Annotated in this window: 14 protein-coding genes; 4 read left to right on the top strand and 10 right to left on the bottom strand. The window is 34.9% G+C overall.

Annotation, left to right across the window (positions count from 1 at the left end; all coding sequences use genetic code 11):
• Nucleotides 1-16: 16 nt before the first annotated feature.
• The 6 genes from N0B48_RS13210 to N0B48_RS13185 all read right to left on the bottom strand — a co-directional run bounded on the left by N0B48_RS13210 (nt 17) and on the right by N0B48_RS13185 (nt 6,475).
• A complete protein-coding gene (locus tag N0B48_RS13210) occupies nt 17-211 on the bottom strand; it encodes a bacteriocin-like protein (RefSeq protein WP_259839255.1) in 195 nt (64 codons plus the stop codon).
• 101 nt (nt 212-312) lie between these two features.
• Nucleotides 313-1,821 carry a vitamin K epoxide reductase family protein gene (locus N0B48_RS13205; protein WP_259839254.1) on the bottom strand — a complete coding sequence of 503 codons (1,509 nt, stop codon included), beginning with the start codon at nt 1,819-1,821 and terminating at the stop codon, nt 313-315.
• A gap of 411 nt (nt 1,822-2,232) precedes the next feature.
• On the bottom strand, nt 2,233-3,051 hold the full coding sequence (locus N0B48_RS13200; protein WP_259839253.1) for a GLPGLI family protein: 819 nt from the start codon (nt 3,049-3,051) through the stop codon (nt 2,233-2,235).
• Nucleotides 3,052-3,686: 635 nt separating this feature from the next.
• A complete protein-coding gene (locus N0B48_RS13195; RefSeq protein WP_259839252.1) occupies nt 3,687-4,157 on the bottom strand; it encodes a hypothetical protein in 471 nt (156 codons plus the stop codon).
• 268 nt (nt 4,158-4,425) lie between these two features.
• Nucleotides 4,426-5,565 carry a virulence RhuM family protein gene (locus N0B48_RS13190; RefSeq protein WP_259839251.1) on the bottom strand — a complete coding sequence of 380 codons (1,140 nt, stop codon included), beginning with the start codon at nt 5,563-5,565 and terminating at the stop codon, nt 4,426-4,428.
• Nucleotides 5,558-6,475 (bottom strand): IS1595 family transposase, encoded by a 918-nt coding sequence (locus N0B48_RS13185; RefSeq protein WP_259839250.1) that lies wholly within the window; start codon nt 6,473-6,475, stop codon nt 5,558-5,560. Before N0B48_RS13185 ends, N0B48_RS13190 begins: the two co-directional genes overlap by 8 nt.
• A gap of 220 nt (nt 6,476-6,695) precedes the next feature.
• Here N0B48_RS13185 and N0B48_RS13180 point away from each other — a divergent pair, with 220 nt between their 5' ends.
• Entirely contained in the window at nt 6,696-7,070 is a 375-nt protein-coding gene (locus N0B48_RS13180; protein WP_259839249.1) for a helix-turn-helix domain-containing protein, read from the top strand.
• A 427-nt stretch (nt 7,071-7,497) separates the two neighbouring features.
• On the opposite strand, the gene N0B48_RS13175 is transcribed toward N0B48_RS13180, so the two are convergent.
• The 4 genes from N0B48_RS13175 to N0B48_RS13160 are packed head-to-tail and all read right to left on the bottom strand — an operon-like array spanning nt 7,498 to nt 11,545.
• Nucleotides 7,498-8,550: a DUF3810 domain-containing protein gene (locus tag N0B48_RS13175; RefSeq protein ID WP_371830620.1), complete on the bottom strand. Its 1,053-nt coding sequence runs from the start codon at nt 8,548-8,550 to the stop codon at nt 7,498-7,500.
• Nucleotides 8,546-10,315 carry an MFS transporter gene (locus N0B48_RS13170; protein WP_259839247.1) on the bottom strand — a complete coding sequence of 590 codons (1,770 nt, stop codon included), beginning with the start codon at nt 10,313-10,315 and terminating at the stop codon, nt 8,546-8,548. The genes N0B48_RS13175 and N0B48_RS13170 overlap by 5 nt, the downstream gene beginning before the upstream one ends.
• Before the next feature lie 39 nt (nt 10,316-10,354).
• Nucleotides 10,355-11,083 carry a lysophospholipid acyltransferase family protein gene (locus N0B48_RS13165; protein WP_259839246.1) on the bottom strand — a complete coding sequence of 243 codons (729 nt, stop codon included), beginning with the start codon at nt 11,081-11,083 and terminating at the stop codon, nt 10,355-10,357.
• A gap of 3 nt (nt 11,084-11,086) precedes the next feature.
• Complete coding sequence (locus N0B48_RS13160; protein WP_169234765.1) at nt 11,087-11,545, bottom strand: GtrA family protein; 459 nt, start codon at nt 11,543-11,545, stop codon at nt 11,087-11,089.
• A gap of 515 nt (nt 11,546-12,060) precedes the next feature.
• On the opposite strand from N0B48_RS13160, the gene N0B48_RS13155 reads away from it, so the two are divergent.
• The 3 genes from N0B48_RS13155 (at nt 12,061) to N0B48_RS13145 (ending at nt 15,574) form a co-directional block, all read left to right on the top strand.
• Nucleotides 12,061-12,324 carry a hypothetical protein gene (locus N0B48_RS13155; protein ID WP_073335575.1) on the top strand — a complete coding sequence of 88 codons (264 nt, stop codon included), beginning with the start codon at nt 12,061-12,063 and terminating at the stop codon, nt 12,322-12,324.
• Between the two features lie 75 nt (nt 12,325-12,399).
• Nucleotides 12,400-13,251, top strand: a complete 852-nt coding sequence (locus N0B48_RS13150) for a BadF/BadG/BcrA/BcrD ATPase family protein (protein ID WP_259839245.1) — start codon at nt 12,400-12,402, stop codon at nt 13,249-13,251.
• 16 nt (nt 13,252-13,267) lie between these two features.
• Entirely contained in the window at nt 13,268-15,574 is a 2,307-nt protein-coding gene (locus N0B48_RS13145; protein WP_259839244.1) for an NADP-dependent malic enzyme, read from the top strand.
• Nucleotides 15,575-15,649 lie beyond the last annotated feature (75 nt).

Below are 15,649 nucleotides of genomic sequence, written 5' to 3'. Positions count from 1 at the left end.
TTTAATAGTGCAAGTACTAACCCAGCGGCGTGAAATCAATCATGGGAGGCGGTGTGCAATAATAAGTGTTGGGTCCGGCTCCTGCAATAGGTCTGCATACCCCGTTGGCACAGCACTGGTCACCACCGCATTCTCCATTTTCCGGGCATCTTCTAAGCCCTCCTTTAATTGATTTTAAATTTTCTCTTGAGATTTTCTTTAAGTTTTTCATAGTGTTATTTAGTTTGCTGTTTTCCTACTCTTTCAAAGCTTTTCAGAATCCGCTTATATTTTTTCCTAAGATAGTGAATTTTTCAATTAACGAATGATTTCTTAGTGTAAGTCCTCATCTTCCATCAATTCATCAACGAAAAACCAGATATCATCACGGTCATATTTGTCCGGGAACTGGTGTCCGTTTAGAATGAAAATAGGCGTAAAGTTCAATCCTGATGCACTGTTATCTTTTGTCATTTCAATAAATGGTGTCAGGTCTTCTGTTTCAGATGAACCTGAGAGGGCTGCAATCTTGTTTTCGTCTCTTGTTTCAAACCATTCTTCAACAGCGTTCAGGAATTCTTTCTGAGGTTTATTGTGGTAGATATGGTTGAAAGCTGAAAGCAGTTTGGTATACTTTTCATCAGCTCTTTCCTGTGAATAATTGAAACGGATCTGTACGGAAATATCATCGGGATACTTTTCAAGAAGTCCTTCCATGATCTTATGACCGTCTTTACAGAATCCACAATAAGGGTTGGATACAATGGAAAGACGGAGTTTAGCATCCTTATTCCCCAATGAGAAAGTTTCTGTATCCTGAAATTCTATTTTTTCATTTTCAAGAAGCTGGCTTTTGAAAAGTTCATAATTTCTTTTAAATCTTAGGTTTTTGGCATTTGACTTCTGAAGACTTTCTTTCTGGGAAAGGATATTACTGAAATAGAGAACCGCAGAAAAGACCAAAATCCATAAAACTGCTGTTAACAACAGGACTCCAATACTGAATGATGTATTCTGGAAGAAGATAATGCTCAACACCAACTGTCCGACAAGAATTGAAATGATTAAAAGACAGACTCTACAGAACGTTTTTTCTACAAAAGCCTGAATATATAATGAATATCCGATGGCCAGGATAGAAACTAATGTAAACCCTTTTACGATATATGATGTTGCCGGAAGGAAAAGTCCCAATATGGCCAGTCCTGCAAAATAAATCAGAGAAAAATCTGAGAACTTTAAGCCCAAGATACTCGTCTTGTCCTGTTTGATAATTTTATCACATGAATTGGTGGCCTGCTTGGCGGAAGTATCTCCACAAATACTGCCGATCACGGTAGAGGTATTCCCGAATTTTTGGTTGAAAATTTCCATAGAAATATAAACACCGGCCAGAGAAAGGAGATTGAAAAGAGCTTCGTATATGGTTTGGGTGAAAAAAGAATAGACCAGAATGATGGCAAAAACAAGATATAAAAGCGGTGTGAAATTAAAAGCCTGTTTGTTTTCTGCATTCTCACTCTTTTCAAACAGCAATACAAAATCTGTAGATTTTTGATGAAGTTCCTCTTTATTAAGTGTTTTTGCTTTTTCCGAATAAACTGAATAACTGGCTCCCGATTTCTTTACCAGAGAAAAGGAGTTATCTACAATCGCGATAAATTCTTCCGGCAGCTCATCCCAATATTCCTTATCAAGTTCATAAGCATCATTTTTTACGCCCATAAAGTTCAGCGTATCACTAAAAGCCAATGCTGAAGGGTAGTTTGGATGTGAGTTGAACTGAAAAGAAAATTCCTGTTTATCGAGTTTTAGATAGTTAATTAGTTTGTCGAAAATCATAGTAATATTTTTAACTAAAATACGCAGATGTTTTAAAAAAACAAATTTTTTTTCTTTTGTTAGTGATATACTATTGTTAAATGCTTGATTATGTGTAAATATTACTGTATTTTTTACATTATTTAGTAGAATATGAAGCTGTTTCCGTAATAAAACCGGGGTGATCTTGCCTCTATTAGGGGTATTGTAGAGCGTCAGAAAGTTCTACAAATAGAAGTAGTTTAAAAATTTGATAAGAGTAGAATCTCAAATGAATACCTGCAATGTAATGACATTTTGGGACAGAACGATTCTTGTTATCCTTGACGCTAAAGCATCTGCTTTGAGAAATGTTTTTTATGTTGAAAGATTTTAAAAATATCGAAAATCATCCGATCCAGGAAGATGGAAATATTTTGATGAAGATAATTATTAATTTTTAAGTAAGTCAAGTTCGATAATATTATTGTCTTTTTTCAAGTCTTCAAGCGCTGCTTTTTCAAATTGGCGAAAAATTTCATTTCCGGAGTGAAAAACACCATTGGCATCTGTTTGGTCTGGAAAAGCCCCAACCGAACCTGTCATCGGATTTTTTCTAAAATTTTTATAAATTTTCACATATTTTGGATAAGTAATTTTCACATCTTTAAAATTATTCACGTAAGGATAATTAAAGTCTCCTCTTGTGGCTTTTATTCCTTTAAGTTCAAAAACATGGCTTTTGTGAAGATCTTCTATTTTAAGAATAAGTCCTGGAAGCCCAAAAAATTTGTATGGACCACTTTGTATCGGGATGTCTTTTGCAAACCACGCGATCCACTTTCTCCCTCCAAACTCTGTGGTTGCTTTTTGCACACCATACCCCAAAATATTATTAAACTCCGCAAGTATATTCCATTTTAAATCTATATTCTGACTGACTGAATATCTATAAGGTTCAAGAGATGTAATGAATTCAATTTTTTGAGTATTAATATCTCTAACTACTCTATCTCTATTCATTTTTTTGTTAAAGGGCATGGAAAAGATTACTTTCTTTAAATCTGAATTCACTGTTGAGTCCGATTTGTATTTTTCAAAACTATAGAACTCTGATTTATCATTGCCAATATTCAAAACCATTATTTCTTTCTCTAAATTTATCACGTTATTAGAATCAGGAATAGATTTGTATTCATAGAAAAATTGTTTGTTTTGGCCAAAAATATTAATTGAGGTGAAAATAAAAATTATGATTTTAATTGTATTCATTATATTTTTTATTTAAAACAAAAGGCTATCAAATAATTATTCAACAGCCTCAATGATTTTTGTCGATTTTAACAAGCTTTTAAAAAATAACCTGATGGACAATTGCTGCCAGTACTACATGATCCGCAAGTATAGAGATCAGAACAACATTTATAAGTGTTTTCTCCTTCAATATATTCCTCGTCAAACATTGATCCTAAACCTTTCAGATTTTTCAATTCTTTTCTTGAAATTTTTTTTAATTTTTTCATAATAAATTTAGGTAACTATATACAATTGTACACAAAGATAGGAAATGGAAAAGAGAAGTAAATTTGTTATATATTTACAAAATAAAGAGGAGCGGTGTTGAGACCGCTCCATAACCTTAGGTTATTTTTTACATACCTTTGGTTTTGCTCTATAAAAGAACGTTCTTCCGTTTTTCGTTGGTTTGTGAACTTTTACGAACTTGTTTACAGGTTTCGAGGCCATGATGTTACAAGTTTTAATAATGACAACCATCACCGTGTCACCTTCGGTGCTTGCTCACTCACCGATTAGACATGTAGATGGATAACCTTTTATAAATATAGAAATATATTTTATGTAAGCAAAAAAATACTCTCCAAATGGAGAGTATTTTTTTAAATTATCTATTCAGTTTTTGGAATCATAATTATTTCATATAAACCATTACTGTTTTTAGTTTCAGTTATGCTAAGTATTATATTATGTTTAATATACATATGAATGTACTTTTCTTTTGTAAATTCTCTTTTACCAACATATTCAAATCCACTTGTTATTGCCTCTGATTTTAAATCTCTAACATAGTCCTCATTTGAATATCTTACTGTAACAATGTTTTTATAATTGCCAATAAACGGGACTTGAACTTTTATGTATATAACTTCAGCGAAAATGTTTTTACCATTATAAAATTCAAAATCTTCAGAACTTTCAGATCTATTATAACCTATATTTTTAAACCCTAATCCATTTAAAACATATGATCCTACTTGATCAACTTTGATGTTATATAAATCATAGATGTTAGTAAGCCGTATCTGTGCTTTAAAAAGTAATGGGAATAAAATGATGAATAAAAATCCAAGTTTTTTCATTTGTTATAAGTTTTGATTCACTCAGTCCCAAAATGAAAGGTTTATAAATGCAGAAAGCGTGGAACTTAACCGTATTTATTCTTGCGAGGCTCTGGTAAGCCATTAGGTAATAAACAGGAAAGCCCACGCCATATGGCATGAGCATTCGCATATTTATTTACACCTAATTTTGAATTTACCAGATTCCGCAAGGTATATAAACTGCTAACGCTTTATTTCGTTAAAATTTGAATAACAAAAGTAATTAAAGTTTCAGACTTGCAAAAGTTTATTTTTCCGCATTAGGATCGAATCCTAATCCTTTTTTTAATTTTTTATCGAAGTCAGATAATTCATTTTCTTGTTCAGCCTGCTTTAGAAATCCACTAATACTAAAATTTGATCTTGGAGGAATTTTTCCCGTAACTTTAATCTCTTCAACCACTTTGTCAAAGTCAGATTTATATTCCATGTCCTGCATTACTCTAAATTTCTCATATTGGCTTTCTGCTATTTTTTTTGCAACACTTGAAGAAACCTTTCCAGAGTCTTTTAGTATATCATATTCATTAAATGATAAGAATGCATCTAATTTAATAATCCAATCTACCATTTTCATTTCTCTATTTCTATCCGCCATATTTTCTGCAAAATCTAAATACATAGTAACGACTCTATTTAAACTTCTTATTTCATCTTGGTTTAAATAATTTTTAGCAACAGTCACGTCTGTTTTAAGAATCTTACCACCCTTTTTTTCATTTTTCCATGATGTCAATCCCATGTTTTGGCTTTTAGAGTCTGCTCTTAATTTTATTAATTCAGCTGCTGTATGGTGATGAATAGCCCAATGTAATTTATTTTGAACTGTTGCATAAAATTCTTGTGTTATTGTTGAATGAGAGTCATAATCTATAGAAGTAGCATATATATCTGTTATTTTTTGATAAAAGAGTCTTTCACTTGATCGGATTTCTCTAATTCGTTCAAGTAATTCTTTAAAATAATCTTTTCCGAATATTTTGTTTCCTTGTTTCAATCTTTCATCATCTAAAGAAAAACCTTTGATCATGTATTCTTTTAATACACTAGTTGCCCATTTCCTAAATGATGTTGCTTGAATAGAGTTAACTCTGTATCCTACAGATATTATAACATCTAGATTATAAAATTTTGTGTTATAATTTTTGCCATCAGCAGCAGTTACTCGAATTTTTCGAGTAACTGAATCCTCTTCTAATTCATTACTTTTAAATATTTCTCCTAAGTGATAAGTGATTGTATTTGACTCTACATTAAATATATCGCCCATAGACTTTTGAGTCGCCCAAATTGTTTCACTTTGATCATCTACAATAACTTGTATATTTGTACTTCCATTCTCAGACTGATAGAATATAAAGTTTGCGTAATTTTCTTGATTATCCATTAATAAGTGTTTGATAGGTTAATTTGTTTTGTATATTTAAAAGTAGCAAATTAAATCTATTTTGCTCAGTATGTTTTCTAGTGTTATATCTGAATACAAACTCATCAACATACATTTGTAGGTGTTTTTTTGATGTAGCGTGATAAATTCCGTATATCCCACGTTTTAATAAAGACCAGAAACCCTCAATAGTGTTTGTATGAATACGGCCGTTTACATATTCTGATTGATTATGCTTTACAATACTATGATCATATATTTTGGAAACTCCTTTATATCCTAACCATTCGTCAGTATAAAGCTTGGCGCTCTCTTTTACGTTCCTAATTATTTCTCTTGTTAAAGTATTCGATTTTACATCTTCTACTTTATAAGCGTTCAGTTTTCCATCACGTTCAACCATTCCAACCACTGGGACTTTATCTTTTGCGCTTCTACCTTGTGATCCATCAATCTTTTTATTTGCGTGTCGATTTTTATTCTTTCCACCAATATAAGTTTCGTCTGCTTCAACTTCGTTATCTAAATCATTGTTATTCTCAATGCCAAAACATTTTCTAATTCGTTGCAACATAAACCAAGCAGACTTTTGAGTAATATCTAAGTCTCTACCTAATTGCAAAGAAGAAATTCCCTTCTTATGAGACGTGACTATATAAATAGCCAAAAACCATTTCTGTAACCCTAATTTAGTGTTATCAAAAATGGTATTGGTTTTTACGTTAAAATATTTGCCTGTATTTTTACACCGATATTTATTGCCTTTACAATTGTAGACCTTTGAACTTGGATCAAATGGAGAAACAACATCACTATTCCATCTTAACTTTTCTAAGTGATCAATACAAGATTGTTCATCTGGAAAGGCTTTTATAAGATCTAAAATTGATTTGAAATTCGTGTTAATCATAACATCTGCTATTTATAAAAGCAAATATAAGAACTTAATTACACAAAAACAAATTTAACCTGTGTATAATTGTATATAGTTACCTAAATTTATTTTCATTTGTGTCACTATTGACATTTCAAAACTAAAAATAAATACATCACACATATAAGAGATAATTTGCGATTTTTTGGCAATTTTCATGCAAATTTTGCGTATTCTTGCTTTAAACACAAATGATATGATTCAGGAAAAATTAAAAAATCTGAGAAAGCAAAAGGGCTTGTCTCAGGAAATGATGGCGAAAATATTATCAACAGATACTTCCAATTACTCACGCAAGGAGCGTGGTGAAACCAGAATTCATGACGACGAATGGAAAAAGCTGGCAGAAGCGCTGGATGTTCCTGTGGAAGTTATAAAAGAAGAAAATAATAACTTCTCTGGTAATCTTGATAATTTAATGCATAATGATCATGCTATAGTTGGAAATGTGAATTGCTACAATATCCCAAGTTTTATCATAGACAGTTTACAGGATTATGTAAGTATGCTAAAGGAACAAAATGAATTACTAAAAAATAAAGTAATAGAACTGAGTTCTAAATTGAAATAATTAATCAAGTTTTTAATTCTTAAAAGCATCTTCATTTCTCCTGATGCTCTTTTACTATTTGAGCTGTTTTTGAAAATAACTCTAATTTTTATGATTGAAAAAACACAGCAAAATCCAAATATTTAATTCTTAAACAATCGTTTATAATTATACACTTTTAATACCGGATTTAAAATTTAAATAATGATTTATTATTGAATTATTCATTTTGGTGAAATTCTAATTTTCAGCAATGAACTCAAAAAAACTTAAAAAATCATAAAGTTTTCTTAAAGTTTTAAAAAAGGATGGAAATGTTTTTGTATTTATAAAATATATTGTACTTTTACATCGCCTTGAATGAGGGAACAAGTCAAGGTAATAAATTTTTTTTCATCATTTGTGTTTTTAGAATCGTATCGCCTGATACGATTCTTTTTTTTGTTGGCTACTTTTCATAGTTGAGAAGAAGGTCGATAAAGTAAGAATAGGTAACCGCTCCTTCCTGCTGGTTGCTCTTCAAAAACAGATTATTCGTAAACCCAAAGAAGTCATCCAGCCAGCCCTGATGCCTGAAAATAAAACTCCTTTCATAGAGTCGGTCTCTTTTCATAGCAGGAGAATATTGGCTAAGTACAGACTTAACAAATGCAGGATCTTCCTCAACAATAAATCTTAAAAGACTTTTTAATGTAAAATATTCAGTGCTGTATCTCAGATCCGGATTTTTAGCATTAACACCTATGAGATAGCCTATAAAATTGGCTTCCTGTTCTCTGGCAAAACCAAGCTGGTGCGAACTTTCATGCGCTGATGTAAATGGAATGAAAGTATGAGGAAGTTGACTGTTATATTGTGCTTCTGCCGTAAAAGGATTGTAATAACCCAATATTCCTGTAAAATTCATGACGGTCTTAAAAAGGCTGGGTTTAAAAGCATTGATTTCCGGTGCATATTTATCCGAAATGTACTTGGGAAGCTTAGTTTGTTGCTGAAGAATTTCAGTCTGTACAGCCTTCAGATCAGTAATTATGAACACTCCGTTTTTATCCTCCCGTACAGATTGTCTGGTCGTCTTGCATTTTTCCAGATAGCGCAGGGCTAGTGTTTTTGCCTTATTGATTTCCGGTTCTTTCTGATTGGAAAGTTTTTTGATAACGGGAGTCTGGAAATACAGCATGCCCCAACAGATCTGGTAGATGAAGTAGAAGATGTTAATACCGGCAAGAAGCTTTAAAAGTGCCTTGTTTCTGCTTTTCTTTTTAAAACAGAGAATAAGTACATATAAAAGAAAAATCCCCAAAAGGATGTAGATAAGATCCCCAAAAGAAAACGGGATCCAGCTGAAAAGCAATTGATGAATCTTTTTCTGAAGTTCAAAGAACCATTCGAAAAAAGAGATCATTGTTTTCGACTTAGAGAACGCATAGAACAAAAGAAATTGGGCAAGTAATCCACCTGCCCAAAATCTTTTCTTATATATATTTTTTGTTGTATTAATGACCTCCATCAGATTCTAAAATATCAACATTGATTCCTTGTTTAGACAAAGCCTTTTTGGTTATGTATGCGAATAATGCAATATACGCAAAACACAGCACCGGAATGAAATAGGAATTGTGAATTCCGATAATATCAGAAAGTTTCCCCTGTAGCGGCGGAATAATACCACCTCCTAAGATCATCATTACCAGGAATGCTGAACCCTGAGCAGTATACTTTCCTAAACCTGTAATGGCCAGAGTAAAGATAGACGGCCACATGATACTACAGGCAAGACCTCCGGAAAGGAATGCATAAATAGCGATGTTTCCTGTGGTAAGAAGTCCTACGATCATCGCAATCACTCCAAACAGTCCAAAAATCGTTAATGTAGTAGCCGGTTTGTTTTTACTAACCAGGAATAAGATCACCTGAATTGCAATACAGATCGCATAGAAATAAAGGTGAGACATATCTTTTTGTGCAATCGTATTGATACCGATAATGACAAGAAATGCCACGAAAGGAACCACAATGGTAGCAATCGTTTGTTGTTGTTTATTAAGATTGAATACAGCAATAGCGCCGGTCCATCTTCCTATCATCAAACTTCCCCAATACATAGAAATGTACGGAGCAAGATCCGAAGACTGATGTCCGCCGAACGCAGGTGTGCTCAAAAGCTCACCCAGGTTACTTCCTATCGCAACTTCCACTCCCACGTAGCAGAGAATGGCAATCATTCCCAATACAAGCTGTGGATATTTCATAGCGCCCCAACCGTCCGGATTCTTTTTCGAACTGGTGTTGGCGAAAATAAGGCATACAATAACGGAAAGTAAAGCACCTCCCAGATAGATCATTCTCTCTTTCTCAAGAGGATGTTTTATGGTTTCAAGTTCTGTTTTCTTGGCAGCGATCTGTGTCGTATATTCAGTTGTTTTTGCAGCGTCTGTTTCTTTCTTCAGATTCGTGTCAAGGACTGAAATTTCATTACCTAATGCTTCAATTTTCTTAGCTTCATCAGAGTTGTAGCTGCTGAATACCGGAATAAAGAATAAGATCACCAGGATGGTCATCGCAATCAAAGTTTTTCTGGCTTTTCCAGCTTTTTCCATAGGCTCAGTTGAGATCCCGTCAGGAAGTTTTTTAGAAAAAAAGAAAACTCCGGCAGCAATTAGAAACAAGGCTCCTACGGCAGTGTAAAGTAAAATTACTTTATCCAACGCCAGGTGTTTGATCTGATCATCATCTACCGTAGCAGTAGTTCCGAAAAGCGCAAGACCTACAATAATGGGCCCGATGGATGTTCCAAAAGAGTTAATTCCCCCGGCTAAATTCTGCCTGCTCGCTCCCGTTTTCGGATCTCCCAAAAGGACGGCAAAAGGGTTGGCAGCTGTCTGTTGGATAGAAAAACCTAAGGCGACAACGAAAAGCCCGATAAGCATTCCGTAATACACATTGGCTTTAACGGCTACGATCATAATGGCAGCTCCAATGGCTGACAGCAGCAGTCCGTAGACGATACTCCTCTTGTAGCCCCATTTTCCTATGATATCAATACCTTTAATCGTACTGGATATGAACAGCAACAGTGCTCCTAAGAAATAGGCCGTGTAAAACGCAAAGTCTATTAATTGGGACTGAAACTGGTCAAGGGAAAAATAGTTTTTACAGAAAGGGATAAAAATACTATTGCCGGCTGCAATAAAACCCCAGAAAAAAAATACCAGCACCAGCGTGTATAGTGCAGGGTAATTAGTCGGTTGATTTGTTTTAGACATGTTTGTTAAAAATTTCGCAAACAAATATAACTATTTCTTTTATATAGAGTGTTCCAGCAGTGTTTTTTTTATTTCTTTGTAAGCCTCTGTTTTTAGGTCTTTTGGAGAACCGGATGGTTCCATGATTCCATTGAAATACACTTTTACACGGCCGGGATAGCCTTTGGCACTGTCGAAAGGGAAAATTTCCTTCAGTCCCACAAAAGTATAAACGGCGATCGGGGAGTTGTGTTTGGAAGATAAAGTAAATGCCCCGTCTTTGAATTCATCCAGAATAATAGAAGTATCGTCCGGTACACCGCCTTCAGGAAATATCGCAATGCTGTTGCCTTCTTCCATCTTTTCAGCACATCTTCTGTAGACATCTGCACGGCTTCTTGCGCTGCCCCGGTCTACCATTACACATATCCTTTTATATATGGTACCGAAAATCGGAATCTTTACGAGTTCTTTTTTGCCCACGAAACATATCGGATGGTCGGGCATCAGAATACAGGTAAGCATAATGTCCATAATCGAAGTATGGTTCGAAATGAAAACGTAGGGTTTGTTTTTGTCTTTTTTGTGGTCGGAAAGAGGAGTGAGATCATATCTCAGGCCCATGCCGTAGAACATCCCGAAGCACCAGATGCGGATGAATTTATACGCGTATTTGTAATGCTTTTTACTAAAGGATAAAATATAGACAGGGATTCCCAGTGTGACTGTTAAGACAAATGCCAATAGCAACAGCCAGAATCTCCAGAGATAATTTAAAATTTTTGTCACCGCTTAACCGTTAAAAATTACTTTCTTTTTCACTGAATAATTCAGAATGGAAACCAGCAGGATCGCAGCGATCTTACTGATCATTTCCGGGCTTAAGGTATAAAAAATTAAATTGATATTGTCCTTAAATATAAAGCTGTAAAAAATCTGGAAGAAGCCTAAACTCAGTAAAGTTGATACAAAAGATACGCCCATAAAGTAGGCGAATTCTTTTCTTTTGGAATGTTTCCCCCGTTCAAAGACAAACCAGATGCTCAGAAAATAATTGGTGATGATTCCGCAGCTGGTAGAGAAAATATTACTCAAAGGATAATGAATGCCATGAAAATTGGTTTCTCTGGCGAAAAAATGCGGAAGGTATGTACTGAATGCCTTGAAGCTTCCAATTTCTACAACAGCGCTGAGCCCTCCGGCTATAATGAAGAACAAAACCTGTTTCTGGCGTATTAGTAATTCTCTCATTCAATATATATGAAAGTGCAAATTTATAATTATATGTCAATAATGTAAGAATAAAAGATTATTTTAAAATGGAAAAGGAATGTATTCTGTTGATTTTTAGTTTGATACTTGTTGTTTTGTACGAAGGATACAGTGAAATCAGTATACTATATCATGTGATGTGCTTTTTTGAATGGTTTCTGATAATGATTGGAATGAGGTGTAAAATTACTTTATGATTATTTCACAGATTACAGATAAAAAGGATAATCGTTGTAAGCAAAAGGGATTGAAGATGATCCGGAATTTCAGGGCCGCAAATATTGTGATAAGCATATGTTAAACAATGAAAAAAGTTGTTAAATAATTTTTTTGAATCAAAATAATTTCTAAATTTATTATTCAGAATGATGTAATTATAACCTGATAATAAATTCATTTTCAACTCCTTGTGTTGATGGTTTTTTCTATCTTGTAATGTGCGCTTTAACGCATAATACCTTAATTTTCACGACCCAACTTGTAACAATATTTGTATGAAAAGTCAAAACAAATACAGAAAATTCCAGCTTCAGCAAAAAAATATTGAGGCTCTTGAGAGAGAGAATTCCCGCTTCAAAAGAGTGTATTCAGAGTATGAAAATATGGCAGACGAATTGTGGAACCTTGAAAACTCCACAGACCAACCGGTGCCGGATGATTTTATCAACGCTATCATGCTTCAGAGTTCTTATCTGGAGGATGAAATAGAAGACTGGCTCATCAAGTTTAACAATCAAAAAGCTGATATAAAACATTAGAAGCTTCCAGTCTGTTTTTAAACGCTATTTAAAGATAAATTCATAATTTAGCATCCTTAAACTAAAATGTAATATATGGTTGCTATTGTTGATAGTGGTTCTACCAAATCAGATTGGGTGATACTTGATGACTTTAAAAAAGTGTTTTTAAAAACAGAAACTATCGGCTTTAATCCTAATTTTATCAACAGAGAACTTATCGTTCCTGAAATAGAAAAGAACAGCAGCCTTATATTGGTCAAAAACTCCATCACGAAGATTTTCTTCTATGGTTCCGGATGTGGTGTGAAAAAAAACTGCGAAACCATTGAAGAGGAATTAAAGAAAGTATTCACAAAAGCTGAAATAGTTGTGAGGGAAGATCTTGTGGCCGCTGCCTATGCTGCCTACAGCGGAAAACCTGCTGTGGTGTGTATTCTGGGAACCGGATCCAATTCATGCTATTTCGACGGTAAAAACATTAAAATAGAATTGCCTTCCCTTGGTTTCCTTATGGGAGATGAAGGAAGCGGAAGTGCCATTGGAAAACAGCTGGTGCGAAGATATTTTATGAAAAAACTGCCGGAAGATCTTCATACGGAATTTGAGCAGAGTTATGGGCTGAAGATAGAAGATGCTTTGAAAAATATGTATCACAGTTCAAGACCAAACGCCTGGCTGGCGGATTTCAATAAATTTGTCATCGAAAGAAAGGATCATCCTTACTTTAAAGATATGGTATACGAGGAAATGAAAAACTTCTTCGAATACCAGGTCATTCCCTATAAAGAATCAAAAGACGCCGAGATTAATTTCATCGGCTCTATTGCGTATTATTATGAAGATACGCTCCGTTCTGTAGCGGAAGAATTCCAATTAAATGTAGGACATGTTGTCCAGAAACCTATCGAAAGTTTAGTAGACTACCATATTAAGTATATACTTTAATAAAAAACAAAATTCTATGTCAAGTAAAACCCACCGCGACGAAAAGAACTTTAATCAGGCCGCGTTAGATTATCATAAAGCCGAACCTAAAGGAAAGATCGAAGTTATCCCTTCGAAGCCTCACTCTTCTCAAAGAGATTTATCATTGGCATACTCACCAGGGGTGGCAGTTCCTTGTATGGAGATCCACGAGAAGCCGGAAACCGTTTACGACTACACAGGAAAAGGAAACCTGGTAGCGGTAATTTCCAACGGAACGGCGGTATTAGGTCTTGGTGATATCGGAGCTGAAGCTTCAAAACCGGTAATGGAAGGAAAAGGTCTTTTGTTTAAGATCTTTGCAGATATCAATGTTTTTGATATTGAGATCGATGAAAAAGATCCGGACAAATTTATCCAGATTGTAAAAGGAATTGCTCCGACATTCGGGGGAATCAACCTTGAAGATATCAAAGCTCCTGAAGCTTTCTATATTGAGCAGAAACTGAAAGAAGAACTAGATATTCCTTTGATGCACGATGACCAGCACGGAACAGCTATTATTTCAGCTGCTGCACTGATCAACTCGCTTCAGATTGCCGATAAAAAGATTGAAGAAGTAAAAATGGTTGTGAACGGAGCCGGAGCGGCTGCCATTGCATGTACGAACTTATACATTTCTTTAGGTTTGAAGAGAGAAAATGTTTTGATGTGCGACAGTAAAGGCGTGATCAATCATAAAAGAGAAAATCTTACCCCTGAAAAAATAGATTTCATTGCCAATACCGATATCGAAACACTTGAAGATGCTGTAAAAGGTTCAGATGTTTTCATCGGATTATCAAAAGGAAACGTAATGACTCCGGGAATGCTTTCGAGCATGAATGAGAATCCTATCGTTTTTGCTTTAGCGAACCCTGATCCTGAAATCGCTTACGATCTTGCCCTTGAAACCCGTAAAGACGTGATCATGGCAACCGGAAGAAGTGACTATCCTAATCAGGTGAACAATGTATTGGGATTCCCTTACATTTTCCGTGGCGCATTGGATGTTCAGGCGAAAGGAATCAATGAGGAAATGAAGCTGGCTGCGGTACACGCTATTGCAGATCTTGCAAAAGAACCGGTACCTGAAGCCGTAATTCTTGCGTATAATGTTCAGAACTTGCAGTTTGGAAGAGAATATTTTATTCCAAAACCATTTGATAACAGACTGATCACTAAAGTATCCAGTGCTGTAGCAAAAGCAGCGATTGAAAGCGGTATTGCAAGAAAAACCATCGAAGACTTCGAAGAGTACGAAAACCAGCTGCTGGACAGAATGGGAAGAGACGAGAAGTTGGTGAGAATGATGCAGAGCCGTGCAAAATCTAATCCTAAGAGAATCACTTTAGGAAATGCTGAAGAGTACAACGTATTAAAAGCAGCTCAGATCCTTTACGAAGAAGGAATTGCTTTCCCAAGTCTTTTAGGAGATAAAAAATACATCAAAGAGCAGATGGAACGTTTCGGTATAAATCTGGACATCCCGATTATTGATCCAAGCGATGATGATCAGAAAGAAAACAGAAAAAGATACAGAGAAACCCTTTGGAAACTTCGTCAGAGAAAAGGAATGAACGAGTACAAAGCGAAAAGATATGTGCGCCAGAGAGATTATTTCGGTCCGTTGATGTTGAGACACGGAGATACAGACGGATTGATCGTTGGTTTCTCTAAAAACTATACGTCAGTACTTCGTCCTGTTTTGGAAGTGATTGAAAAAGACAAAGGGGTAGATAAGATAGCGGCGATGATGATGATCCTGTCAGAAAAGAAACCTATTTTCTTTGCTGATACATCCATCAATCAGAATCCTACCGCAGAAGACCTTGTGAATATTGCTAAAATGGCAGAAATCACAGTGAAATCTTTCGCAATAGAGCCTAGAATTGCCATGCTTGGCTTCGAAAACTTTGCAGCGATTTCTGATACGTCCAAAAAAGTAGCCAAAGCAGTAAGCATCCTTCATGAGAAATATCCTAAAATGGTAGTTGATGGTGAAATCCAGCCGGATTTTGCAATGAATGCAGATCATTTGAGTGATTATCCATTCTCAAAATTAGGAACCACTCCTGCCAATACTTTCGTTTTCCCGAATCTTGAAAGTGCGAACCTTTCTTACAAGATCATCAGAGGAATGAAAGTAGCTCAGGTAATCGGACCGATCTTAATGGGATTAAAGCAACCGGTACACGTTTTACAGATGCGTTCAAGCGTAGACGAAATTGTAAACCTGGCTACAGTAGCAGTTCTTGATGCTCAGAGAAGAGAAAAGAAAAATTCTGAAAAGAATAATGGCTAGAAATAGTAAAATGGTCCCTTAAAAAACCGTTTTAATTATCATAAAGATAGCAGAAGACTCCAGATTTTGGAGTCT

It is taken from the genome of Chryseobacterium herbae (genome assembly GCF_025154075.1).
Classification (GTDB): Bacteria; Bacteroidota; Bacteroidia; order Flavobacteriales; family Weeksellaceae; genus Chryseobacterium; species Chryseobacterium herbae.
This window is presented reverse-complemented; position numbering and strand designations above follow the sequence as displayed.